Genomic DNA, 22,935 nt, shown 5'->3' on the forward strand with positions numbered 1-22,935 from the left:
GCTTACACCACTTCGAACAGGCCTGCCGCTCCCTGGCCGCCACCAATGCACATGGTGACCACCACATATTTGACGCCACGGCGCTTGCCCTCCAGCAGCGCGTGGCCGGTCAGGCGCGCGCCCGACACGCCGTACGGATGGCCGACCGCGATCGCGCCGCCGTTGACGTTGAGGCGGTCCATCGGGATGCCCAGCTTGTCGGCGCAGTACAGCACCTGCACGGCGAAGGCTTCGTTCAGTTCCCACAGGCCGATGTCCTCGACCTTCAGGCCGGCCTTCTTCAGCAGCTTGGGTATGGCGAACACGGGGCCGATGCCCATCTCGTCCGGCTCGCAGCCGGCCACCGCGAAGCCGCGGAAGATGCCCAGCGGCTGCAAGCCCTTGGCGGCGGCGGCCTGCGCGCTCATCACGATGGCGACCGAGGCGCCGTCCGAGAACTGGCTGGCGTTGCCGGCGCTGATCACGCCGCCCGGCATGGCGGTGCGGATCTTGGAGACCGCTTCGTAGGTGGTGTCGGCGCGGATGCCCTCGTCGGCCGAGATGGTCACTTCCCTGGTCAGCAGCATGCCGCTGGCCTTGTCGGCCACGCCCATGACGGTGGTCATCGGCACGATCTCGGCGTCGAACAGGCCGGCCGCCTGGGCCGCCGCCGCACGCTGCTGGCTCTGCACGCCGTACTCGTCCTGGCGCTCGCGGCTGATGTTGTAGCGCTTGGCCACGGTTTCCGCCGTCTGCAGCATGGTCCAGTAGATTTCCGGCTTGTGCTGGTCCAGCCAGACGTCCTTGTACATGTGCAGGTTCATTTCCTGCTGCACGCACGAGATCGACTCCACGCCGCCGGCCGCGTAGATGTCGCCCTCGCCGGCGATGATGCGCTGGGCCGCGCTGGCGATGGTCTGCAGGCCCGACGAGCAGAAACGGTTGACGGTCATGCCGCCGGTGGTCACCGGGCAGCCGGCGCGCAGCGCGATCTGGCGGGCGATGTTGCCGCCGGTGGCGCCCTCGGGGTTGGCGCAGCCGATCAGCACGTCCTCCACCTCGCCCGCCTCGATGCCGGCGCGGCCGATCGCCGCCTGCAGCGCGTGGCCGCCCAAGGTGGCGCCGTGCGTCATGTTGAACGCGCCTTTCCACGACTTGGCCAAACCTGTGCGGGCGGTTGAAACAATGACGGCGTCGATCATGAAAGTCTCCTATGAGTGGGTGTTTTTAGTGGATCGAGAATAGCATATTTTAGTACGGTCGTTCGCAAATATTTCTGTCAGTTTCGTGTAAGTTTCAAGCAAGCTTGACGTAAGGTTGACAGGACACACTGGGCGCAAGCTGACAAAGTTGTAACTGTCTCAGCTGGGGAAATTCAAAAATTACAGGAGACAAAAATGGCAACATCACCAGGTACCGCAAACCTGCCCGCCGGCGGAGGCATCACGCCGGAAGAACGCAAGGTGATCTTCGCGTCCTCGCTGGGCACGATTTTCGAATGGTACGATTTCTATCTGTACGGTTCGCTCGCACCGATCATCGCCAAGCAGTTCTTCATCGGCGATCCGACCACCACCTTCATTTTCGCGCTGCTGGCCTTTGCCGCCGGCTTCATTGTGCGCCCATTCGGCGCGCTGGTGTTCGGCCGCCTCGGCGACATGATCGGCCGTAAGTACACCTTCCTGATCACCATCCTGATCATGGGCGCGTCCACCTTCATTGTCGGGCTGCTGCCGGGCCACGAGCAGATCGGCATCGCCGCTCCCATCATCCTGGTCTCGCTGCGCATCCTGCAAGGCCTGGCGCTGGGCGGCGAGTACGGCGGCGCGGCCACCTACGTGGCCGAGCACGCGCCGCACGGCAAGCGCGGCTCCTTCACTTCGTGGATCCAGACCACCGCGACGCTGGGCCTGTTCCTGTCGCTGCTGGTGATCCTGGGCACCCGCACCGCCATCGGCGAGAAGGAATTCGCCGCGTGGGGCTGGCGCGTGCCGTTCCTGGTGTCGGTGCTGCTGCTGGGCGTATCGGTGTGGATCCGCCTGTCGATGAACGAGTCGCCCGCCTTCGCCAAGATGAAGGCCGAGGGCAAGACCTCGAAAGCTCCGCTGAGCGAAGCGTTCGGCCAGTGGCGCAACCTGAAAGTGGTGGTGCTCGCGCTGATCGGCCTGACCATGGGGCAGGCGGTGGTGTGGTACACCGGCCAGTTCTACGCGCTGTTCTTCATGACGCAAGTGCTGAAGATCGACGGCGCCACCTCCAACATCCTGACCGCCATTTCGCTGGCGCTGGCGACCCCGTTCTTCATCTTCTTCGGCAAGCTGTCCGACAGCATCGGCCGCAAGTGGATCATCCTCGGCGGCTGCGTGATCGCCGCGGCGACCTACTTCCCGCTGTTCGGCGCGCTGACCCACTACGGCAATCCGGCGCTGGAAACCGCGCTGAAAAATTCGCCGGTGGTGGTGGTGGCCGACCAGACGTCGTGCCACTTCCAGTTCAACCTGACGGGCCAGAAGAAGTTCCCGTCGTCGTGCGATATCGCCACCTCCATGCTGACGCAGGCCTCGGTCAACTACACCACCCAGGAAGCGCCGGCCGGCAGCGTCGCCAAGATCAAGGTCGGCGACAAGGAAATCACCTCCTTCAACGCCACCATGACGCCTGATGGCCTGAACTTCGACAAGGCCAGCAAGGACGCCGAGGCCGCGCTGAAGAAGGAAGTCGCCGCCGCCATCAAGGGCGCCGGCTATCCCGCCAAGGCTGACGACACGCAGATCAACAAGCCGATGATGGTGGTGATCCTGTTCATCCTGGTGCTGTATGTGACCATGGTGTACGGCCCGATCGCCGCGATGCTGGTGGAGATGTTCCCGACCCGCATCCGCTACACCTCGATGTCGCTGCCCTACCATATCGGCAACGGCTGGTTCGGCGGCCTGCTGCCGACCATTTCGTTCGCGCTGGTGGCGTTCAAGGGCGACATCTACTACGGCCTGTGGTATCCGATCGTCATCGCGCTGATCACTGCGGTGATCGGTGCGCTGTTCGTCCGCGAGACCAAGGACAACGACATCTACGCCCACGACTAAGCCGGGCCGGATAGCAGTAGAGAGCCGCCAGCGATGGCGGCTTTTTTTTTGATCATCGCCATCGGAAAATTTACCCCGTAAAAATTTAAATATTGATAAAATTAATTATTTAACACATCGGGGGCGTTATGGCATATATCAGGGTGCAAGACGGCGTCATGCAGGAATACAATACCGACGGGCTCAATACGGGGCCAGTCGCCACCATCGGCTTAAACGCATACAACTACCTTGAGCGCCGACACTGGTCGGACACCGGCACGGGCGATACCGGGCCGTCCAATCCTGACTATCCGGAAGACTTCGATTTTCTTCAATCTAAAGGGGTCAAATACCTGCAGGTGATGATTACGCCGTTTGCCGCCAAGAACGCGTTCGGCTGGGATCACGTCATAGGCGTTCCCGACTTCAATGCCGATAATTCCGTCAAAGATCTGAAAATCTATGATTCCTACTGGCGAGCAGTCAAGGTTTTCCTCGATGCAGCCAAGGCGCACAACATCGGCATTATCGCTTGCCCATTCTGGAACATCCTGGCCATTCCCGAGCTGGTTGGAGAAGACAAGAGCGCGCTTTTGACAAGTAGCTCCAAATCCAGAAACTACCTGCGGGCATTTGCAGCGGCGTTCACGGCCAAGTACAAAGACCACACCGGTATTGCCGCCTGGATGGCGGGCCAGGAAATCACGCTGAATACAGGCCTGGACTACACCACGGCGCCAGCCGTCCTGAAAGAGATAGCCGAAGCCATACGAGGACAGGATACGCTGCAGCGCATGATCTCTTCGGGGAATGCGGCGCTCGCGCATTACGACCCGCGGAAATATACGATCGATGAACATCTCGAAATTGTCCGCGCAATGAATCCCAGCCCGATCGACACCATTTGCGAAAACCTGTTCCCCAATAGCGAGTATTTCAGCAGTTGCGTAGCGCCGGTGGCGGGTCAGCCAACCGCCTTGCGGGCGGATTTCATTTCGTGCTCTTTGCCCTACCTGAAGATGATGCAGAAACTAGCCCATGACTTGGGCAAGCCATATTATGTCGGCAGCTTCGGCTTGCGGTACACCGAAGAAAAGGCGCTCCAGGACGACACCCAGCACAATCTGTCGACCCTGCTTCAGAATTTCTATCGCACTGGCGTTCAGCTCGCCTGCCATTGGGTGTGGAATAGCGGCGGCGTGGCGGAGGTGGCGCCGTGGAAAGTGCTGGTGACCAAACAGGGAGGCGATACCAACGTCCGCGCAGATGTGTTCGAGGCCATTACCTCCGTGCTGGACCGCTCGCGCATGCCGCCGCCCGACAGCCTGATCGAGCGGAAATTGAATACCACGTTCTTCAAACAATGTGCGAAGTTCAGCAGTGCGCCGACCAAAGCGTGCTTCTTCACCATCAAACCAGCCGCGCCACTCTGCCCCTCATCGACTTTCTCCATCTCTTACACGATCAACCAGGATGCCGCGTCGGTGGCAAACGCAGGAGCGTTCATTCGGCGTAGCGCGGGCAACGCCAACGTCGATGCCAGCGGCTGGGTCATTTACAAAAACGGGCTCCCCGACACTACCCTGCCGCAAAACATCAACACCTATATGCAGCTATTTGCCGGTACAAAGATAGGCAACGACTCTGGGCACAAGGGCCGGACGGATGTGGCCGATACCTGGACCCGGATCACATTCACTGTCGATGCCAGTTCGCGTATTGCCCTCTATGTGAATGACTTCCTGATGGCATACGCGCAAGCGATGGAGCCTTGGACCAATGTCGATGCTCTGGCGGCCATTCAGGTTGGGCGTAATTACTGGGCCGCGGCCGGGGTCAATCTCAATTGGAAATTCTCGGACATCATCCTGTATGACCGTGTGTTGACACCGCAGGAAGTCTTCGACTACGGTGTGTCGAATCAGGTTGTCAATGCCGTCGGACGCTGGAAGTTGGACGGCGATTTCAAGGACGCGATTTCCAACAATCACGGAACGTACGATTCGAACGGCAACCAAATTGCGTGGACCCCAGCCCTGTAACGGCCATTAGGCGGTGCCGGTCAGCGCCAGGAAATGTGAGAAGTTTTCTGGCGAAGAAAAGAAGAGTTCAATTGGCACCGGCTGGCCGCTTCGCACCAATGCGCTCGGATCCGTGGATGCAACAGCATCTACGGGAGCGCCGCCGGGCATCGCCGGAGCGGGAGCCAGCGGCAGCTTGCCTTTCCGGCTCACGGGCAACGCGCAGGCTACGGTTGCCAAAGTCAACGCTGCGCCCCGCACCAGAAAGCGGCGGCGCTGTTGCAACAACGATGTTGGATTTACTTTTTTCATGTCTGCTTCCTCGATAGATGTGAGAGAAACGAACGTATCACGACAGTGCAATTATCGCAACCTTTCCGCAGTCCGCCCTACATCTGCCGGAACAGGTCAACGTAGTTGCGGCTGACGACCAGCTGCTCGTCGCGGCCCTTGAGCTGCACCATCAGGCGGCCCCGGAAATCGTGGCGGGTGCCGGCCACGTGGCGCGCGGCGACGATCACGCTGCGGTGGATCTGCCAGAACTGCTGCTCGTCGAGCTGTTCGCGCAGCTTGCTGATCGGCGTGCGTATCAGGCTCTCGCCGTCGGCCAGGAACACGCTGGTGTATTTGTCGTTGCTCTGGAAGTAGATCACCTCGTCGATGGCGATCAGGCGCGTCTGCTCGCCTTGCGAGGCGCGTATCCATTGCAGCGACGGCGCCGGCGCCGGGGCCGCAGGCGCCGCGCCGCCCAGCTGCTGCAACAGCGCCTGCAGCGTCGCCGCCGTGATGCCCGCCGCAGCCGCTGGCTCGCTGGGACGCAGCGCCGCCTTCAGCTTGCCCACCGTCTTCTCCAGCCGCTCCAGGCTCGCCGGCTTCAGCAGATAATCGACCGCGGAATGCTCGAACGCCTCCACCGCGTACTGGTCGAAGGCGGTGACGAAGACGATATGCGGCGGCTTGGCGCCCGCCACCAGCCGGGCCGCCACATCCAGCCCGGTCATGCCGGGCATGCGGATGTCGAGGAACACCACATCCGGCGCCTCCTCGTCGATCAGGCGCAGCGCCTCCAGGCCATTGGCGGCCTTGGCCACCACCTTCAATTCCGGCCACGCGGTCTTCAGCTGGCCTTCCAGATAGTCGCGCAGATGTTCTTCGTCATCGGCGATCAGTGCTCGGAGTGTATCGATGTCGGACTCGCATTCAAAGGCAGCATCAGGCGCACCATCATGCCGCAGGGTTGGTTTTCCAATAATTCTACCCGAGCCGCGCCGCCATACAAACTGCGCAGGCGTTCACGCAGATTGCTCAGGCCCACCCCGCCGCCCGGCTTGGCCGACATGGTGCTGTCCAGGCCAACGCCGGTGTCGCTGATCTGCACGCACAGGTGCCCGCCCATCTCCACCGCGCTGACGACGATCTCGCCGCCCTCCACCTTCGGCTCCAGGCCGTGCGAAATGGCGTTCTCCACCACCGGCTGCAGCAGCATCGGCGCGATGGCGAATTGGCGCAGCCGGTCCGGCACCTCGATGCGGTAGCGCAGCCGTTCGCCCATCCGCACCGCCAGCACGTCCAGATAGGCGGCGATCAGCCTGGCCTCCGAACCCAGCGTGGCCTCCTCGCTGCGGCTGACCGCCAGGCTGGCGCGCAGATAGTCGATGAAGCGCTCCAGCATGTGCTGGGCCTTGGCCGGCTGCGGGCCGATCAGGCTCACCACGTTGGCCAGCGTGTTGTACAAGAAGTGAGGTTCGATCTGCGCCTGCAAGGCCCGCAGCCGCGCCTCCGCCAGCATGCGCGCGCTGGATGCCATCAGCTCCTGCTGCCTGGCCTTCTCCAGCGCCTGCGCCACCCTTTGTTCGGCGCCGCGGTTCACCAGGTACATCAGCAGCGCGACGGCCGCCGCCACCGCCATCGACTGCGTCAGCGCGCTGCGGTTGGCCATCAGCTGCATGATGCTCTTCCCGCTCAACAGCGCGTTCCCCATGCTGAGGCCCAGCAGCACGCTGACCGCCACCAGCGCGGTGTTGAACAGCAGCCGTGGCAAGCCGGTCGCGCGGCGCGGCCAGCCGTTGCCGACGGCGTTGGCCAGCAGGCTGCCCAGGTGGATGAGGAAGCCGATCAGGTTCGCGATCACCAGCATCGGCACCCAATGCTTGAGCACCGGCTGATCGAAGTTGGACCAGTACATCTCGACCACCGTCAGCACCGTCCCCAGGCCGCAGTTCCAGATCAGGGTGTACAGCAGGTCGCGGCGCAGCGACGGCGGCCGGCGCCGGAAGAAGCGTATCAGGTCCAGCGGATGCGCCGACGGCGGCGCTTCGCAATCCGAGGGCGCCGTGGCTGGTTTGCTGCGGTGGTTCATCGTGTTTTCCAAAATATTCAGGCCGCCAGAAAGTTACCATGAATGCAGGGCGGCGAGGCATAAGAAAGCCGCGCCATCGCCCGCGGGCCCGCCTTGACGTTGTGTGCATCAAACACCGTCAACACCGTTTGCCGCCGCCGCGTGTCCTGCGCCACGCCGACCAGGTAGCCGTCGGTCTCGGACCGCGCGCCGCGCCGTGGCACCAGCACATGCTCCTCCGCCACCCAGCCGGCGTCGAAGCGGTAGCTGTCCGCCTTGCCGCTGTCGGTGTCGATCAGGTTCACGGTGTTGAAGATGTCGTCCGGCGTGCCGGGCGCCACGCCCAGCACCGCCAGCCTGCGGTGCCGCACCGACACCACCTGCGGCGCCACCCTGGGGAACTCGCTGGCGCCGAACAGCCGCGCCTCGCGCGCCTGGCCGGCCGCATAGTCCAGCGTGAGCTGCACGGTGCTGGAGCCGTCGCGGAACGGCAGTATCTCGCCACGCATCATGGTGCTTAGCTCGGACAGCGTGTCGCCCTGGTGCAGCACTACGTCCAGCCGCGTGCAGGCGCCGTCTTCGAACGCGTTCCCGAAGTGGAAGACCGAGCGCGCCGGCAGCTCGAACACCTGCCGCAGCCGCAGCGTGTCCTTGGCGATGACGACCACGCGCAACGGCCGCGTATCGCCGGCCCAGCGCAGGCTTTCGCCGTAGCTGATCTCCGGACCGGATTTCATGTCGTACGGCGGCACCAGGAAGATCAGGTGGCGCGCGCTGACGGCGAAGTCGTGCACCATGTTCAGTTGCGGCACGTCGACCAAGGCGGTGCGCGCCACCTGCCCGGCCGCGTCAAGGCGGTAGATCGCCAGCTTGTCCGAACCGGGCATGTTCCCGAAGTTCCACAGGCCGCCGTCGGGATCGGATTTCGGATGGGCGGAGAACGGCATCGCCCTCAGGTCCGGCCGCCAGGTCTTGATGCCGCGCGTCTCCAGCGTCTGCGGATCGACTTCGATGGCCGAGCCGCCTTCCCACAAGGCGTACACGTGGCCGCCAAACGGCACCAGATTGGTGTTGGCGACGTTGATGGTGTCGTTGCTCTTGACCGGCCTGCGGTCGATGTAGGTGCCGAAGGCGGGATACAGGAACTGACCGGCCGCCGTCTCCTCGGTGAACTTTTGGGTGGCGACGAAGCGGCCACGATGCGCGACCTTGCCGCCGCCGATCTGCCAGCGCTGCACGTAGCCGTCGCCGTCGAACCAGTGGTGATAGCGTTCGCCGCCCAGCTCGAAGCGTCCGGGCCCGTTGCGGTAGAAAACGCCCCGCAGGTCGTCCGGCATGCGGCCGTGGATCGCCGCGTCGCCGGACAGCTCGCCCTCGATGCCGGCATACGCCAGCAGCCTTGGATCGTGGTCCAGCGCCTGGTGGAAGCGGCGGTAGGTCTCGCTGTCCGCCCATGCCGCGCCGGAGCCCAGGCCCAGCGCGGCCAGGCCGACGCCACGGGACAGGAACTTGCGGCGGCCGTTCATCGTGTCGCTCATGATCGGCTCCCGGTCAGTGCAGGCTGACGCTTTGCAAGGCGCCGTCGGCGGGCAGCGCGAAGCGCGCGGCCGCGTACTTCGGCGGGCCGAACTTGCCCATGGCGTTGTTGCTGAAGCCGTAGTCCTCGGTCGGGATGCCAACCAGGTTGGAATCCATCTTGCCGTTGCCGTTGGCGTCGTGGTACAGCGAGAAGGCATAGTCGCCGGCCGGCAGGTCCTTGAACTCGATCTGCGTGGTGCCCGCCACGGCCTGCACCGCCGCCTCGCGGAAAGGCGTCCGCTGGTAGGTTTCGGCGGAGTTGTACAGCGCGACCATGATGGTGCCATTGGAGCTGGAGACGCCGGTCACGGCGATTTTCAGGTCGGCGGCGCCGGCCGGCGCGGCGGCCAGCATCAGGGCGGACAGGGTGGACAGGACGAAGGCGGCTAGGGTGTTGGATCGCATGTGAGCTCCGGTGAGTGAATGAGGCTCCACTCTAGCCAGCGCCCCGCCGGCCCGGAGGACGATGCGACGAAATGCGCGCGCCCGGCGCGAAATGCAGCCGGGCGTCGCCAATTGCGGAGGCTCAGCGCTGGCGCCCGGCCGGGATATGGCGCGAAATGATGTCCAGCATCTGCTCGACGTCGATCGGCTTGGCGATGAAATCGTTCATGCCGGCGGCGATGCAGCGCTCCTGCTCCGATTGCATCACGCCCGCCGTCATCGCCAGGATCGGCAGGTCCAGCTTGAGCTCCCGCCGTATCGCGCCGGTCGCGGCGAAACCGTCCATCACCGGCATCTGCACGTCCATCAGCACGATGTCGTAGTCGCCGGAATGCTCGCGCAGGCGGTCCACCGCCAACTGGCCGTTCTCCGCCACGTCCACGCTGGCGCCGGCGTATTCCAGCATGCCGCGCGCCACCACCTGATTCAGCGGATGGTCCTCCACCAGCAGCAGGCGCAGGCCCTTGAGCCGGTGCGTCGCCGGGTCGTCGTCGTCCGCCGGCACGGCGTGTGCCTCGGCCTGCGGCAGCAGGAACGGCAGCGTGACGACAAACTCGCTGCCCTCGCCCGGCTTGCTGGTGACGGCGATATCGCCGCCCATCAACTCGGCCAGGCGGCGGCAGATCGCCAATCCCAGTCCGGTGCCGCCGAAGCGGCGCGTGGTGGAGGCGTCGGCCTGGTTGAAGGCCTCGAACAAACGGCTCTGCTGCTCCAGGTCCATGCCGATGCCGGTGTCGCGCACCACGAAGCGCAGGCCCACCGCGTCGCCGGCGTGGCCGGCCATGCTGTTGGCCGAACGCTCCACCCGCAGCAGCACCTGCCCGCGCTCGGTGAACTTGATGGCGTTGCCGACCAAATTGATCAGGATCTGCTGCAGCCGCATGGCGTCGCCCACCAGCGCGCGCGGCACGGCGGCGTCGGTGGCGATGGTCAGCTGCAGGCCGCTGGCCGCCACGTTGGTCATCATCACCGTGTTCACCGCCTCCAGCACCTCGTCCAGCTGGAAGGTGGACGGCGCCAGTTCCATGCGCCCGGCCTCGATCTTGGAGAAGTCCAGCACATCGTTCAGGATGCCCAGCAGGACGTTGCCGGACGACCGTATCATGTCCACGTACTCGGCCTGCTGCGCGCTCAGCTCCGTGTTCCCCAGCAAATACGCCACGCCCAACACCGCGTTCATCGGCGTGCGGATCTCGTGGCTCATGTTGGCCACGAACTCGCTCTTGGCGCGGCTGGCGGCGGCGGCGCGCTGCTCGCCGGCGGCCTGCATCAGCTCCGCGTTCTTGCGGTCGGTGATATCCATCGCCATCAGGTAGGTGCCCACCACCTCGCCGCCGGCGGCGACGTCCGGCACCAGGTCGACCAGGAAGTGCACCAGCTGGCCGCGGCGCTCGAACGCGCGCTCGTAATGCAGCCGGCCGCCGTGCAAGGCCTGGTCCAGGTCGCCCAGCCAGTTGTCGGCGGCGGCGCCGAACACCTCGGACACGGTCTTGCCCAGCATCGTGTGCGGATCGATGCCGAACTGCACGCGATAGTATTCGTTGGTGAACAGGTAGCGCTTGTCGCGGTCCAGGTAGGCGATCAGCAGCGGCAGATTGTCGGCCAGGATGCGCGCCCGCTTCTCGCTTTCGAAGGTGCGCCGCTGGGCCGCCTCGCGCTCGGCCATCAGGCGGTAGAAGGCGCCGCTCAATTCGCCGATTTCGTCCTTGCGGTCCAGCTGCAGCACCTGGATGCCGGCGCGGCTGTTCTTGATCTCGACGACGTTGCGCCGCAGCCGCTGCAGGGGCCGCAGCAGGCGCGCGATGCCCAGCCACGACAGCAGGCCCGCCAGGCCGGCGAACGCCGTCGCGGCGGCGGCCGCCTCGTAGCGCAAGGCCCGCAACGGCGCCAGCGCCTCGTCGCTGGGGAAGCGCGCCGCCACGATCCAGCGCGCGTGCTGCAGGCGGCGGTAGGAATAGATGCCCATGACCCGGTCCTTGTTCTCCGACTCGGTCCAACCCTGGAAGCCGCTGAGCGCCATTTCGGTCGCGCGGTTGGTGCCGGGCCGCTCGTTGATGCTGTGCAGCAGCCGCTTCTTGTTCGGATGGCTGAGCAGGATGCCTTCGGCCGTCATGATGAAGGTGAAGCCGGTGCTGCCCGGCTTGAGCGCGCTGAGCGACTCGAACGGCTCGTAGTGCAGCAAGTTGATGCCGCCGGCCAGCACCAGCGCCACGCGGCCTTCGCCGTCGAACACCGGCGCGGTGATCAGCACCGTCGGCGCGCCGGCCAGCTTGCTGGCGAACGGCACCGACACCACGCCGCGCCTGCGCGCCAGCGTCAGGTCGAACCACTCCTGGCCGGCCGCGTGGAAGGCCTGCTGCGGCATGGCCTCCTCCAGCGCGCCGGTCAACAGGCCGTCGCCATCGTAGATTTCCAGGAACGAGAACTGGCCGCGCGCGGTGGGCCGCGCCTTCAGATAGGCGCGCAGCGCCGCCGGGTCGCGCAGCGTCGACGGCGGCAGCGATTCCGCCAGCGCCGCCAGCATCGCCTTCTTGCCCGCCAGGTGCTCGTCGATGTGGGCGGCGGCGCCGGACAGCAAGGCATACTGCTGGCTGCCGATCACTTCCTTCATGTCGCGCTCGGCCAGCATCAGCGCCACCACCGTCACCGTGACGGTGGCGCCCAGCACCAGCAGCATGACCAAGCCGCTGAGGCGCGACCTGAGGGTGGACGGCAGATACTGTTTCAACGCCATGAGCAGCGCCACTCACTAGAAAGATGATATCAAAGTATTACATGCTGCCCCCCGTTTGGCTATGGCTGTACTGCATAAACCCAACAAATTTGCGCGGACGGCGGCCGCCGCGACCACCAGCGCCGCCCGGTTTCGGGGTATAGTGATTGCCACCGAGACAACCCAATCGATCGCCATGCGCGCAGGCTCCGCTCCGGCCACGCCGTCCAACGCCCCGTCCAGCCCCTCGCCGCTCGCGCTGGTGCTGCTGACCGCCTGCTACTACCTGATCGCCAACGCCAGCCTGATGCTGGCCTTCGCCCACACCAACGCCACCCCGGTGTGGCCGCCGTCCGGCATCGCCTTCGCCGCCGTCCTGCTGATGGGGCAGCAGGCCTGGCCGGCCATCCTGCTGGGCGCGCTGGCCGCCAACCTGTCCACCTTCACCACCAACGGCCTGCCGTTCACCACCGGGCTGGTGACGGCCTCGCTGCTGATCGCCGTCGGCAATACGCTGGAGGCGCTGGCCGGCGCCTGGCTGATGCGCCGCCACACCGACACCGCGCGCCCCCTGAGCCAGCTGCAGGACGTCTACAAGTTCGCCATCGTCGCGCTGCTGGTGTGCCTGATCAGCGCCGGCGTCGGCAGCACCACGCTGGTGCTGGGCGGCCTGGTGCCGGCCGGCGCCTTCAACACCGTGGCGCTGACCTGGTGGGTGGGCGACGTCGCCGGCATCCTGCTGGTGGCGCCGGCCATCCTGGCCTGGCGCCGGCGGCGCTGGCGTTGGCCGGCGGCGCTGGAGGGCGCGCTGTCGCTGCTGCTGCTCGCGGCGCTGATCGCCTGGATCTTCGGCCGCCGCTACACCTCGGACGACGATCCCGGCTGGCTGCCCTACCTGTTCATGGTGTGCGTGGCCTGGGCCTCCTACCGCTACGGCCTGCGCGGCGCCACCCTGTCGTGCGTGGCGACCGCCGGCGGCGCCGTGTTGTGCACCGTGCGCGGCCTGGGGCCGTTCGCGGTGGGCACGCTGAACGACGCGCTGATCGCGCTCGACAGCTTCGTCGTGCTGTGCAGCGTGATCGGCATGGTGCTGTGCGCCGACGCCAGCGAACGCCGGCGCATGAGCGGCGCGGTGCGCGGCCGCAGCGCCGCGCAGTGGGCCACGCTGCTGGTCGGCCTGGGCCTGACGGTGGTGGTCTGGCATCTGGTCGCGCTCAACACCGAGCGCCGCGCGCGCCAGCAGTTCGACACCGAATGCGGCGACATCACCGAACGCATCAGCGCCCGCATGGCCCTGTACGAGTCGGGCCTGCGCGGCGCCCGCGCGCTGTTCAACGCGGAGCCGGAACCCAGCCGCGCGCAATGGCGCGGCTACGTCGAGGCGCTCAACCTGCAGCACAGCTTCCCCGGCGTGATGGGACTGGGCTACAGCCCGCTGGTGCAGGCCGGGCAGCGCGACGCGCTGGAACGGCAGGTGCGCGCGCAGGGCTACCCGGACTTCCGCATCTGGGTCCGTCCGGGCGCCAGCCTGGGCGCGGCGTCGGTCCCGGTGCTGTACCTGGAGCCGTTCCAGGGCCAGAACCTGCGCGCCTTCGGCTACGACATGATGTCCGAACCGATCCGCCGCGCGGCCCTGCTGGAGGCGGCGCGCACCGGCGAGCCGGTGCTGTCGGCCAAGGTGACGCTGGTGCAGAACGATACCGGCGAGGGCCGCCCGGGCTTCCTGATGTACTTCCCGATCCATCGCCGGCAGGATGGGCCGACGCCGCGCATCGAGACGCTGCGCGGCTACACCACCAGCCCGATCCGCGCCGACGACATGATGGCCGGCCTGCTCGGCCCATCCGACAAGGTGGTGCTGCTGGAGATCTTCGACGGCCCGGATACCGCGCCCGCCGGCCGCCTGTACGCCAGCGGCAACCGCAGCGACAGCGACAAGCTGCAGTATCCGAACCCCTACCTGCGCACCGCGCCGCTGGTGCTGCTGCACCATCGCTGGACGCTGCGTTTCACTTCCCTGCCGGCGTTCGAGAACTCCATCGACCGCCAGAAGTCCCACATCGTGCTGCTGGCCGGCGCCATCATCAGCCTGTTGTTCTTCGGCGTGGTGCGGGCCCTGACCGCGCGCCAGGCCTACGCCGCCGCGCTGGCCGAGGAAAAGACCGCGGCGCTGCGCGAATCGGAAAGCTCGCTGATCGCCGCGCGCGACCTGGCGGAGGCGGCCAGCCGCGCCAAGTCCGAGTTCGTCGCCAACATGAGCCACGAGATCCGCACGCCGCTCAACGCCGTGCTGGGCATGACCCACCTGCTCAACAACACCGCGCTCTCGCCCGACCAGCAGAAATACCTGGAGATGATACGGTCGTCCGGCAACTCGCTGCTCAGCATCCTGAACGACGTGCTGGACTTCTCCAAGATCGAGGCCGGGCGCATGGAGCTGGCGCCGGCGCCGTTCCAGCTGAGCGCCGTGCTGGAGGCCATCGCCACCATCATGACGGTCAACTCCGGCGAGAAGGACCTGGAGCTGGCGATCGGTGTCGAGGCCGACGTGCCGCAATCGCTGGTGGGCGACGGCCACCGCCTGCAGCAGATCCTGATCAACCTGGTCGGCAACGCCATCAAGTTCACCGAAAAGGGCTACGTGACGGTGCTGGTCGAGCGCGCCGGCGGCGACGAAGGTTCGGTCACGCTGCGCTTCACGGTGCGCGACAGCGGCATCGGCATCCCGCCCGACCAGCTGGCGCAGTTGTTCGCGCCGTTCTCGCAGGCCGACGCCTCGATGACGCGCCGCTTCGGCGGCACCGGACTGGGACTGGCCATCTCGCGCCGCATCGCCGCGCTGATGGGCGGCGAGATCGCCGTGCAAAGCGGCGCCGGCATCGGCAGCGCCTTCATGCTGACGGTGCCGCTGCAGCGCGGCGCCGACCTGCCGCAGGCCGGCACGCCGCTGCCGGCCCCGCACCTGCTGGTGGTGGACGACGACGCGGTCAGCGCCGACTACCTGTGCCGCACCATCGGCGCGCGTGGCTGGAGCAGCGAGCGCGCCGGCTCGGGCGAACAGGCGCTGGCCCTGCTGCGCGCCGCCGCAAGCCGCTACGACGCCATCCTGGTCGACTGGGACATGCGCGGCATGAACGGCCTGGAGACCATGCAGGCGATCCGCGCCGCCATGCCGGGGGACTGCCCCGCCATCATCCTGATGGTCAGCGCCTTCGGCCAGGGCAAGCTGCTGCACACCGACGGCGCCGACGCGGCCAACGCGGTGCTGCTCAAACCCGTCACGATGGCGCGCCTGAACGAGACCTTGCAGCAGGCGCTGGCGGGCACGCCGGTGGCGGCCAGCGCCGACGCCGGCGCGCCGGCCGGCCAGCGCATCGACGGCGTGCGGATCCTGCTGGTGGAGGACAATCCGATCAACCAGCTGGTGGCCAAGAGCATGCTGTCCTACGCCGGCGCCCACATCGAGGCGGTGGACAACGGCCGCGCCGCGCTCGAGCTGCTGCGCACCGAAGCCCACCGCTACGACCTGGTGCTGATGGACGTGCAGATGCCGGAGATGGACGGCTTCGAGGCGACCACCCGCATCCGCAACGAGCTCAAACTGGAGCTGCCGGTGCTGGCCATGACGGCCGGCGTGATGCTGTCCGAGCGTGAGCAATGCATCGCCTCGGGCATGAACGACTTCATCGCCAAGCCGATCGACGTCGAGCAGATGCTGCGCGCGATCACCCGCAACCTGCCCGCCGCCCAGCGCGCCGCCGCCGGCCGCTGACGCGCCGGTTGCGTGCCCGGAGAAATTAATGTAGTATTTTAGATGCTAGTTTAATTTCACGCGCCATCCAGTCCATCATGAACCCACTGCCCCTGACTCCCGAATCGATCGCCACGCTGGTCCACGAGTTCTACGACGAGGTGCGCGCCGACCCCGTGCTGCAGCCGGTGTTCGACGGCGCCATCGGCGACAACTGGACGCCGCACCTGGCCCGCATGGTCGACTTCTGGTGCACCGTCATGCTGGGCAGCCGCAACTTCCAGGGCAACGTCTTCGGCAAGCACATGCTGCTGGACGGCGTCACGCCGGAGCACTTCCTGCGCTGGCTGACGCTGTTCGAAGCCGCCGCCACCCGCCTGTTCAACCCCGCCGACGCCGCCGAATTCAAGACCGTCGCCCGCCGCATCGCGGCCAGCCTGCAATACGGATTTTTCGGCGAAGTGAAAATCGCCTCACCCCAGGAGCCGTCATGAAAACCATCCCCGCCAACGTCGCCCACTACCGCAGCAGCCCGGTCTTCACGCAGGACACCGTGCCGGCCGCCCTGCGCCGCGCCCACACCACCGCCGACGACGTGTGGGGCCGCATCACCGTGCTGGAAGGCAGCCTGCTGTACCGCATCACCGATCCCTCGCAGCCGGCCGAGGAAGTGCTGCTGACACCCGAGCGCCACGGCGTGGTCGAACCGCGCGTGGAGCACGAGGTGCAGGTGGTCGGGCCGGTGCGCTTCCAGGTCGACTTCCACCGCTGATCCGCCATCGGATCGCGCGCATCATGGACTAGCGTTTTTCGGCCGGATTGGCCTCCCGCAGGCCGCGATCGGTCTCCTAGAATGGACGCATCAACCACTTCGAGGGAGCACACCATGAACGCACGTATCGATTTCTACAACGCCTCGCCGGACGCGATGAAGGCCATGATCGCGCTGGAAGTCGCGGTCAACAAGCTGGGACTGGAGGCGCCGCTGCTGGAACTGGTGAAGCTGCGCTCGTCGCAGATCAACGGCTGCGCCTACTGCGTCGACATGCACACCACCGACGCCCGCAAGGCCGGCGAGACCGAACGGCGCCTGCACGGCGTGGCGGTCTGGCGCGAGACGCCCTTCTTCACCGAACGCGAACGCGCCGCGCTGGCGTGGACCGAGGCCCTGACCCTGCTGGCCGCCACCCACGCGCCGGACGCCGACTACGAACTGCTGCGGGCGCAGTTCTCGCCGAAGGAGCAAGTGGACCTGACGCTGGCGATCAATACCATCAACGGGTGGAACCGCCTGGCCGTCGGCTTCCGCAAAATGCCGCCGCCAATTGTGTCGTAAACGTCCGGGACCAGCCAGACCGGCAAGCCGCCGAAAACCCCGTCCATATCAAGGACGGCCCTTAGGCAAGCTTGCCGTTTGCATCACGTGATAACGCTCCCAACATGCAATTTGTTGCCGATGAACAACGGGAATGTGACAATTTGTCAGAAAAACACCCACGCCCCCTCCTCCCCGGGCCACACTAAATAAGGCGCACAACACCACCTATAACGTCGCCATCAACTTACGGAGGGGTACACGATGAAACAACCCAAGCTTGCGATCACCACCTTAGCAGTCCTTAGTGCCCTGGCCGCGTCCGCGCATGCGCAGGACGGCATGCCCATCACCGTCAGCGGCTTCGGCACCGGCGCCATGACCATGACCAACTCCGACCAGGCCGAATTCAACCGCGTCAACCAGGCCGGCGGCGTCGGCAAGGACGCCCGTCCCGGCGTCGATTCCAACTTCGGCGTCCAGGTCACGGCGAAGTGGAGCGACACCGTCTCCTTCACCGCCCAGGGCCTGGTGCGCAAGTCCCCCATCCATGACCAATTCGGCGCCGAGCTGGCATGGGCCTTCGCCAAGATCAAACTCAACGACGACTTCTCGCTGCGACTCGGCCGCGTCGGCCTGCCGGTCTACATGATCTCCGACGTGCGCAACGTCGGCTACGCCAACACCATGCTGCGTCCGCCCAACGAGGTGTACCGCCAGGTCAACGTCGACAACGCCGACGGCGGCGACGTGGTCTACCAGCACAGCTTCGGCGACACCACCGTCACCGCGCAGGCGGCGATCGGCCGCGCCAAGGTGCGCTCGGCCGACAGCAACGTGGAGTTCAAGCCGGTGATCTCGACCCAGCTGGTGGTCGAGAACGGTCCGTTCACCTATCGCCTCGGCCGTTCGCAGGCCAGCTTCGGCGTCTACGACAATTCCAGCCTGACCGGGCTGGTGGCCACGCTCAACAAGGTCGGCCTGAGCTCGGTGGCGAACGAGGTCAAGCTCACCGACATCAAGGGCACCTTCACCTCGGCCGGCATCGCCATGGACTACAACAACATCATCGGCCAGGCCGAATACGCCAAGCGCAAGACCGAAACGCGCCTGGTGCCGGACACCAGCTCCTGGTACATCATGGCCGGCTACCGCTACGGCAAGTTCGTGCCGTTCATCGTGCACGGCGACGTCAAGCAGGACAGCATCCGCGACTTCGCCGCGATGCCCACCACCGGCCCGCTGGCCCCGCTGACCGCCGGCACCAACGCCGCCATCAAGGCCGGCCTGCAATCGACCACCGGCATCGGCCTGCGCTGGGACTTCTACAAGTCGGCCGCGTTCAAGGTGCAGATGGACCGCATCAAGACGCGCGACGGCGACGGCTACTTCCTCAACGCCAAGCCAGGCTTTGCGGGCAGCACCGTCAACGTGTACGCCGCCGCCATCGATTTCGTCTTCTGAGGAGCCGCCACATGAAAACGACAATCGCAAAAGTATTGCTGGCGGCCGGCGCATGGCTGGCCGTGGCGCCTGTGTTCGCGACCGAGATCGTGGTCATCGTCAGCCCGAAGAATCCGGCCACCCGCATGTTCAGCGAACAGGCGGCCCAGTTCTTCCTCGGGAAGTCGACGCTGTTCACGCCGATCGAGCACACCGACGGCCCGCTGCGCAACGAGTTCTATAAAAAAGTGCTGGACAAGGACGCCACCCAGGTCAAGGCCATCTGGTCCAAGCTGGTGTTCACCGGCAAGGCCAGCGCGCCGAAGGAGCTCGGCTCCAGCGCCGAGGTGAAGAAGGCCGTGGCGGCCGATCCGCAGGCCATCGGCTACATCGAGAAGTCGCAGGTCGACGACACCGTCAAGGTCATCCTCACGGTGCAGTAGGCCCGCGCAGCACGACACAAGGCGCCGCGAGGCGCCTTTTTTTTGTCAGCCTTCGACCACGATGGCCGGCCGCAGCCGCTTGCGCGACGCCTTCGCGTGCGGCACCCAGGCGTGGGTCTGCCAGCGGCGCCACATGATCAGGCCGCGTATCCATTCGTCGGCCGCGTAGGCGATCCACACGCCCGGCAAGCCCCAGCCCAGCACCACGCCCAGCAGCCAGCTACCGCCGGCCAGCACCAGCAGCATCGACAAGGCGCCCGCCATCACGGGAAAGCGCGCGTCGCCGGCGGCGCGCAGCGCGTTGATCACCACCAGGTTGAAGGTGCGGCCCGGTTCCAGCGCCACGGTCAGCCACAGCAGCGTGGCGCCGGCCGCGATGATCTCCTGGTCCTGGGTGAACCAGCCCAGCAGCCAGCGGCCCAGCAGCGCGGCGCAGGCCGCGATCAGCACGCACACCACCAGCCCGCGCGCCAGCGCGCGCCGCACCACGCCGTGCGCCTCGCGCAGCCGTCCGGCGCCGATCAGGTAGCCCACCACGATCTCCACCGCCAGCCCGGTGGCGATGCTGAACATCATCACCCCGCCCATCAGTTGCAGCACGTAGGCCTGCGTGGCCAGCGACTTGGCGCCCAGCTCGGCCGCCGTGGCCACGCTGACCATGAAGGCCAGCCGCCAGGCGATGTTCTCGGCCGCGCCGGGCAGGCCGATGTGCAGCACCGCGCCCAGTTCGCGGCGCGGCAGGCGCCACCAGTCGTCGCGCGCCACGCGGATGTGCAGGTGCACGCGCCACATCAGCAGGTGCAGCGCCAGGCCGATGGCGCGGCTGACCGCCAGCGCCACCGCGTAGCCCGGCAAGCCCATGGCCGGCAGCGGTCCCCAGCCGTGCATCATCGGGATCGCCAGCGCCAGGTGGCTGACGTGCATGATCACCAGCACCGCCAGCGTGTCGCGCGTGCGCAGGTGGGCCCGCATCACGCTGGCCATCGAGGCGTTCCAGGCGTCGAGCAGCATGGCCGGCGCCAGCGCCTGCAGGAACGGCGCCGCCAGCGGCAGCACCTCGGCCGGCGCGTTGAGCAGGCGCAGCAGGCCGTTCGCGCCCAGCAGCGCCATCAGGCCGGTGACCGCGCCCAGCCAGGTGCTGGCGCCGACCACCGCGCAGGCCACCCGGTTGGCGGCCTCGCGCTGGCCGCCGCCGAGGTTTTGCGTGACCACCACGCTGACGCCGGCGCCAATGATGCGGAATAAAATGAACAAGGTGGCCGACACCTGGCTGGCGATGGCGAAGGCGCCGCCGGCCTCGTCCGAGATGCGCGACGCCAGCGCGGTGCCGATGACGCTGGAGGCGATCGCCAGCCCCAGCTCGACCAGCAGCGGCCAGGCCAGGTTGAACATGGGCGGCGTGCGGATCGGGGTTTTGGCGGCGGGCATGTGGTTCCGGAGGATGAATGTTGCTAACAAGTCTTAGTTTACATCAACTGGAAGCGCTGTCAGGGTATCCATTGAAACAATCTATGGCTGTAGAATCGTTAGCAAAGGATACACTTTCGCTGAATCAACCAGACATAACTATCATAGTGCGATTTACCCCCTCCACCGTCGTCCGTTTGTGCGCCTTGCTGCTGGGCTTACTCGGCGGGTGGGCCAACGCCCAGGCGTTGACGGTGTTGTATCCCGACATCGGCGAACCCTACCGCACCGTGTTCATGGAAATCATCCAGGGCATCGAGGAGCAATCCCGGACCAGGCCGCGCACCATCGCCCTGTCGGCCGGCGGCGATCCGGCGGAACTGCGCAACGCCCTCAAGAACGGCAAGGTGGTGATCGCCCTCGGCCGCCAGGGCTTGAAGGCCGCCTCCCTGCTCGATCCGGCGCAGGCCGTGGTGATCGGCGGCGTCGGCACGGTGCCGGACGCCGACCGCCTGAGCGGCATCAGCCTGACGCCCGATCCCGCCCTGCTGTTCGCCATGCTCAAGAGCCTGCTGCCGGGCATGCGCCGGGTGCTGGTGGTCTACAACCCGGCCGCCAACGAGGGGCAGATCCGGCTGGCCCGCGAGGCGGCCCGCAACCTGGGGCTGGAGCTGGTCGCGCTGGAGGCGCGCGACCTGGCCGGCGCCGCGCGCGCCTACGAGGCCCAGTTCGCCGCCGCCGACGGCCGCCGCGACGCGCTCTGGCTGCCGCAGGACGCCACCACCGTCGAGGAGACCACCATCCTGCCGCTGGTGCTGAAGGAATCGTGGAGCCGCAACCTGCCGGTGTTTTCCAGCAGCGTGCTGCACGTCAAGAAAGGCGTGTTGTTCGGCCTGTATCCGAACAATGTGCAACTGGGCCGCGACCTGGCCGCGCTGGCCCTGTCGCTGCAAAACGGCGACACGTCGAAACGCGGCGTGACCCCGTTGCGCGCGGTGCGCAGCGCGCTCAATTCCCGCACCGCCAGCCACATCGGCCTGAATCTTGTCTCCAGCCAACAACGGAGCTTCGACGCGGTCTTCCCCGAGCCCTAGCGCCCCGGCCGCTTGCGGCAATTTAATTTCCAGATTGCAAAGTCTCGGCTTATACTATGAAAGCATCTTAAGCGGGCCCGTCCTGGCGCCGTGGTAGCCATGCGGCAAAGTATGATGAAAAAAACACTATTTAAACTACGGCGGCTGAGACGCGCCGGCGCCCTGCTGCTGGTCGGCGTGACCGGCGCGACCCAGGCGGGCGGCGGCGTGATGCCGTCGGGCATAGCGCTGGTGAGCGCCAGCACCGCCCACGGCGGCATGCTGCTGGCGCCGCTGGATCCGGTCGCGCCGCCGTTGCAAACTCCGTTGCAAAACCCGTTGCGCGACGACGTGCGCCCCGTCACCCTGGCCCAGCTGGAAGACCAGCTGCGCCGTCCCGAATTGCAGGCCTCGATCGGCAAGGGCAGCATCGCCGTCGTCTATCCCAACGTCGAGGAGCCGTTCCGCTCGGCCTTCATCGCCATGATCCAGGGCATCGAGGAGCGCACCAAGCTCAAGGTGCGCAGCTACCCGGTCGATCCCAAGGTCGACACGGCCGAACTGAACGCCACGCTCAAGCGCAACGGCACCAAGGTGGTGATCGCGCTGGGCCGCCAGGGCTTGAACGCCACCGCCGGGCTGGACCGCGAGATCGCCGTGCTGGCCGGCGGCGTGCTGCTGCTGTCCGACGCCGAGAACGTGATGGGCATCAGCATGACGCCCGATCCGGCCATGTTGTTCTCGCGCCTGCGCGCGCTGCTGCCGGAACTCAAGCGCGTGATCGTGGTCTACAACCCGCAGAAGTCCGAATGGCTGGTCAAGCTGGCGCGCGACGCGGCCAAGGCCCAGGGACTCGAACTGCAGGCCCACGTTGCCGGCGACCTGGCCCGCGCGGCCCAGCTGTATCCGCAGCTGATCGCCGCCGCCGACCCGCGCCACGACGCCGTCTGGCTGCCGCACGACAGCACCACCGTCGAGGAAAGCACCATCCTGCCGCTGGTGCTGCGCGAATCGTGGAACAGCGGCGTGCCGCTGTTCTCCAGCAACGTGCTGCACGTGAAGAAGGGCGCGCTGTTCGCCATGGTGCCCGACAACGTCGAGCTGGGCCGCACCCTGGCCGCCTCGGCGCTGGGCGTGATCGCCGGCGACGTGCGGCGCCGCCCGCTGGTGCCGCTGCGCGAGCTGCAGACCGCCATCAACCTTCGTACCGCCAGCCACATCGGCCTGCACCTGGGCGCCGTGCAACAGCGCAGTTTTGACTTTGTCTATCCTCAGCCCTGATGATCTCCATAGTCCGTAATTTCTTACGTAATACCGGTTTCCAGCGCCAGTTGACCGTCATCGTCTCCGGCGCCATCCTGG

18 protein-coding genes are annotated in these 22,935 nt (G+C 66.3%); 10 read left to right on the forward strand and 8 right to left on the reverse strand.

The features are described from left to right. Nucleotides 1-2: 2 nt before the first annotated feature. Nucleotides 3-1,181, reverse strand: coding sequence for an acetyl-CoA C-acyltransferase (locus HUX88_RS14280; RefSeq protein WP_117010776.1), 1,179 nt, complete (start codon nucleotides 1,179-1,181; stop codon nucleotides 3-5). Nucleotides 1,182-1,376: 195 nt separating this feature from the next. On the opposite strand from HUX88_RS14280, the gene HUX88_RS14285 reads away from it, so the two are divergent. Then, nucleotides 1,377-3,065, forward strand: a complete 1,689-nt coding sequence (locus HUX88_RS14285) for an MFS transporter (protein WP_117010778.1) — start codon at nucleotides 1,377-1,379, stop codon at nucleotides 3,063-3,065. Nucleotides 3,066-3,193: 128 nt separating this feature from the next. Further along, nucleotides 3,194-5,089, forward strand: coding sequence for a hypothetical protein (locus tag HUX88_RS14290; RefSeq protein ID WP_117010780.1), 1,896 nt, complete (start codon nucleotides 3,194-3,196; stop codon nucleotides 5,087-5,089). 6 nt (nucleotides 5,090-5,095) lie between these two features. Here the strand turns inward: HUX88_RS14290 and HUX88_RS14295 are convergent, their stop codons facing one another. The 6 genes from HUX88_RS14295 to HUX88_RS14320 form a co-directional block, all read right to left on the reverse strand. Beyond that, on the reverse strand, nucleotides 5,096-5,380 hold the full coding sequence (locus HUX88_RS14295) for a hypothetical protein (protein ID WP_147330428.1): 285 nt from the start codon (nucleotides 5,378-5,380) through the stop codon (nucleotides 5,096-5,098). Nucleotides 5,381-5,457: 77 nt separating this feature from the next. Continuing rightward, entirely contained in the window at nucleotides 5,458-6,213 is a 756-nt protein-coding gene (locus HUX88_RS14300; protein WP_229219363.1) for a LytTR family DNA-binding domain-containing protein, read from the reverse strand. A gap of 20 nt (nucleotides 6,214-6,233) precedes the next feature. After that, nucleotides 6,234-7,427: a sensor histidine kinase gene (locus tag HUX88_RS14305; RefSeq protein WP_117010784.1), complete on the reverse strand. Its 1,194-nt coding sequence runs from the start codon at nucleotides 7,425-7,427 to the stop codon at nucleotides 6,234-6,236. Nucleotides 7,428-7,444: 17 nt separating this feature from the next. Next, entirely contained in the window at nucleotides 7,445-8,944 is a 1,500-nt protein-coding gene (locus HUX88_RS14310) for a carotenoid oxygenase family protein (protein WP_229219351.1), read from the reverse strand. A 13-nt stretch (nucleotides 8,945-8,957) separates the two neighbouring features. Beyond that, complete coding sequence (locus HUX88_RS14315) at nucleotides 8,958-9,389, reverse strand: DUF2141 domain-containing protein (RefSeq protein WP_117010786.1); 432 nt, start codon at nucleotides 9,387-9,389, stop codon at nucleotides 8,958-8,960. 121 nt (nucleotides 9,390-9,510) lie between these two features. Further along, nucleotides 9,511-12,162 carry an ATP-binding protein gene (locus tag HUX88_RS14320; RefSeq protein WP_176362207.1) on the reverse strand — a complete coding sequence of 884 codons (2,652 nt, stop codon included), beginning with the start codon at nucleotides 12,160-12,162 and terminating at the stop codon, nucleotides 9,511-9,513. Between the two features lie 175 nt (nucleotides 12,163-12,337). Here HUX88_RS14320 and HUX88_RS14325 point away from each other — a divergent pair, with 175 nt between their 5' ends. From HUX88_RS14325 to HUX88_RS14350, 6 genes are all read left to right on the forward strand, one after another. Continuing rightward, nucleotides 12,338-15,913: a CHASE domain-containing protein gene (locus HUX88_RS14325; protein ID WP_176362208.1), complete on the forward strand. Its 3,576-nt coding sequence runs from the start codon at nucleotides 12,338-12,340 to the stop codon at nucleotides 15,911-15,913. 77 nt (nucleotides 15,914-15,990) lie between these two features. Beyond that, entirely contained in the window at nucleotides 15,991-16,386 is a 396-nt protein-coding gene (locus HUX88_RS14330; protein WP_176362209.1) for a group III truncated hemoglobin, read from the forward strand. Then, on the forward strand, nucleotides 16,383-16,664 hold the full coding sequence (locus HUX88_RS14335) for a DUF1971 domain-containing protein (protein ID WP_117010792.1): 282 nt from the start codon (nucleotides 16,383-16,385) through the stop codon (nucleotides 16,662-16,664). The genes HUX88_RS14330 and HUX88_RS14335 overlap by 4 nt, the downstream gene beginning before the upstream one ends. Before the next feature lie 114 nt (nucleotides 16,665-16,778). Beyond that, the gene (locus HUX88_RS14340; protein WP_176362210.1) at nucleotides 16,779-17,228 is read left to right on the forward strand and encodes a carboxymuconolactone decarboxylase family protein; all 450 of its coding nucleotides are present in this window, start codon (nucleotides 16,779-16,781) and stop codon (nucleotides 17,226-17,228) included. A 243-nt stretch (nucleotides 17,229-17,471) separates the two neighbouring features. After that, nucleotides 17,472-18,671, forward strand: a complete 1,200-nt coding sequence (locus tag HUX88_RS14345; RefSeq protein ID WP_176362211.1) for a hypothetical protein — start codon at nucleotides 17,472-17,474, stop codon at nucleotides 18,669-18,671. 11 nt (nucleotides 18,672-18,682) lie between these two features. Then, nucleotides 18,683-19,093 carry a hypothetical protein gene (locus tag HUX88_RS14350; protein WP_117010798.1) on the forward strand — a complete coding sequence of 137 codons (411 nt, stop codon included), beginning with the start codon at nucleotides 18,683-18,685 and terminating at the stop codon, nucleotides 19,091-19,093. Nucleotides 19,094-19,138: 45 nt separating this feature from the next. On the opposite strand, the gene HUX88_RS14355 is transcribed toward HUX88_RS14350, so the two are convergent. After that, nucleotides 19,139-20,521, reverse strand: a complete 1,383-nt coding sequence (locus tag HUX88_RS14355; protein WP_117010800.1) for an MATE family efflux transporter — start codon at nucleotides 20,519-20,521, stop codon at nucleotides 19,139-19,141. A gap of 146 nt (nucleotides 20,522-20,667) precedes the next feature. On the opposite strand from HUX88_RS14355, the gene HUX88_RS14360 reads away from it, so the two are divergent. Continuing rightward, complete coding sequence (locus HUX88_RS14360) at nucleotides 20,668-21,594, forward strand: ABC transporter substrate-binding protein (RefSeq protein WP_373886797.1); 927 nt, start codon at nucleotides 20,668-20,670, stop codon at nucleotides 21,592-21,594. A gap of 111 nt (nucleotides 21,595-21,705) precedes the next feature. Then, nucleotides 21,706-22,854, forward strand: coding sequence for an ABC transporter substrate-binding protein (locus HUX88_RS14365; protein ID WP_176362213.1), 1,149 nt, complete (start codon nucleotides 21,706-21,708; stop codon nucleotides 22,852-22,854). The last annotated feature ends 81 nt before the right edge of the window (nucleotides 22,855-22,935 follow it).

The organism is Duganella sp. BJB1802 (assembly GCF_013369445.1).
GTDB classification, from domain to species: Bacteria; Pseudomonadota; Gammaproteobacteria; order Burkholderiales; family Burkholderiaceae_D; genus Rugamonas; species Rugamonas vulcania_A.

Excerpts from the sequence above, each read along its gene's own strand:
- HUX88_RS14355 (WP_117010800.1), bottom strand. The coding sequence starts at position 20,521 with ATGCCCGCCGCCAAAACCCCGATCCGCACGCCGCCCATGTTCAACCTG.
- HUX88_RS14350 (WP_117010798.1), top strand. The coding sequence starts at position 18,683 with ATGAAAACGACAATCGCAAAAGTATTGCTGGCGGCCGGCGCATGGCTG.
- HUX88_RS14320 (WP_176362207.1), bottom strand. The coding sequence starts at position 12,162 with ATGGCGTTGAAACAGTATCTGCCGTCCACCCTCAGGTCGCGCCTCAGC.
- HUX88_RS14340 (WP_176362210.1), top strand. The coding sequence starts at position 16,779 with ATGAACGCACGTATCGATTTCTACAACGCCTCGCCGGACGCGATGAAG.
- HUX88_RS14285 (WP_117010778.1), top strand. The coding sequence starts at position 1,377 with ATGGCAACATCACCAGGTACCGCAAACCTGCCCGCCGGCGGAGGCATC.
- HUX88_RS14335 (WP_117010792.1), top strand. The coding sequence starts at position 16,383 with ATGAAAACCATCCCCGCCAACGTCGCCCACTACCGCAGCAGCCCGGTC.
- HUX88_RS14315 (WP_117010786.1), bottom strand. The coding sequence starts at position 9,389 with ATGCGATCCAACACCCTAGCCGCCTTCGTCCTGTCCACCCTGTCCGCC.
- HUX88_RS14290 (WP_117010780.1), top strand. The coding sequence starts at position 3,194 with ATGGCATATATCAGGGTGCAAGACGGCGTCATGCAGGAATACAATACC.
- HUX88_RS14330 (WP_176362209.1), top strand. The coding sequence starts at position 15,991 with ATGAACCCACTGCCCCTGACTCCCGAATCGATCGCCACGCTGGTCCAC.
- HUX88_RS14310 (WP_229219351.1), bottom strand. The coding sequence starts at position 8,944 with ATGAGCGACACGATGAACGGCCGCCGCAAGTTCCTGTCCCGTGGCGTC.
- HUX88_RS14305 (WP_117010784.1), bottom strand. The coding sequence starts at position 7,427 with ATGAACCACCGCAGCAAACCAGCCACGGCGCCCTCGGATTGCGAAGCG.
- HUX88_RS14295 (WP_147330428.1), bottom strand. The coding sequence starts at position 5,380 with ATGAAAAAAGTAAATCCAACATCGTTGTTGCAACAGCGCCGCCGCTTT.
- HUX88_RS14345 (WP_176362211.1), top strand. The coding sequence starts at position 17,472 with ATGAAACAACCCAAGCTTGCGATCACCACCTTAGCAGTCCTTAGTGCC.
- HUX88_RS14365 (WP_176362213.1), top strand. The coding sequence starts at position 21,706 with ATGATGAAAAAAACACTATTTAAACTACGGCGGCTGAGACGCGCCGGC.
- HUX88_RS14280 (WP_117010776.1), bottom strand. The coding sequence starts at position 1,181 with ATGATCGACGCCGTCATTGTTTCAACCGCCCGCACAGGTTTGGCCAAG.
- HUX88_RS14325 (WP_176362208.1), top strand. The coding sequence starts at position 12,338 with ATGCGCGCAGGCTCCGCTCCGGCCACGCCGTCCAACGCCCCGTCCAGC.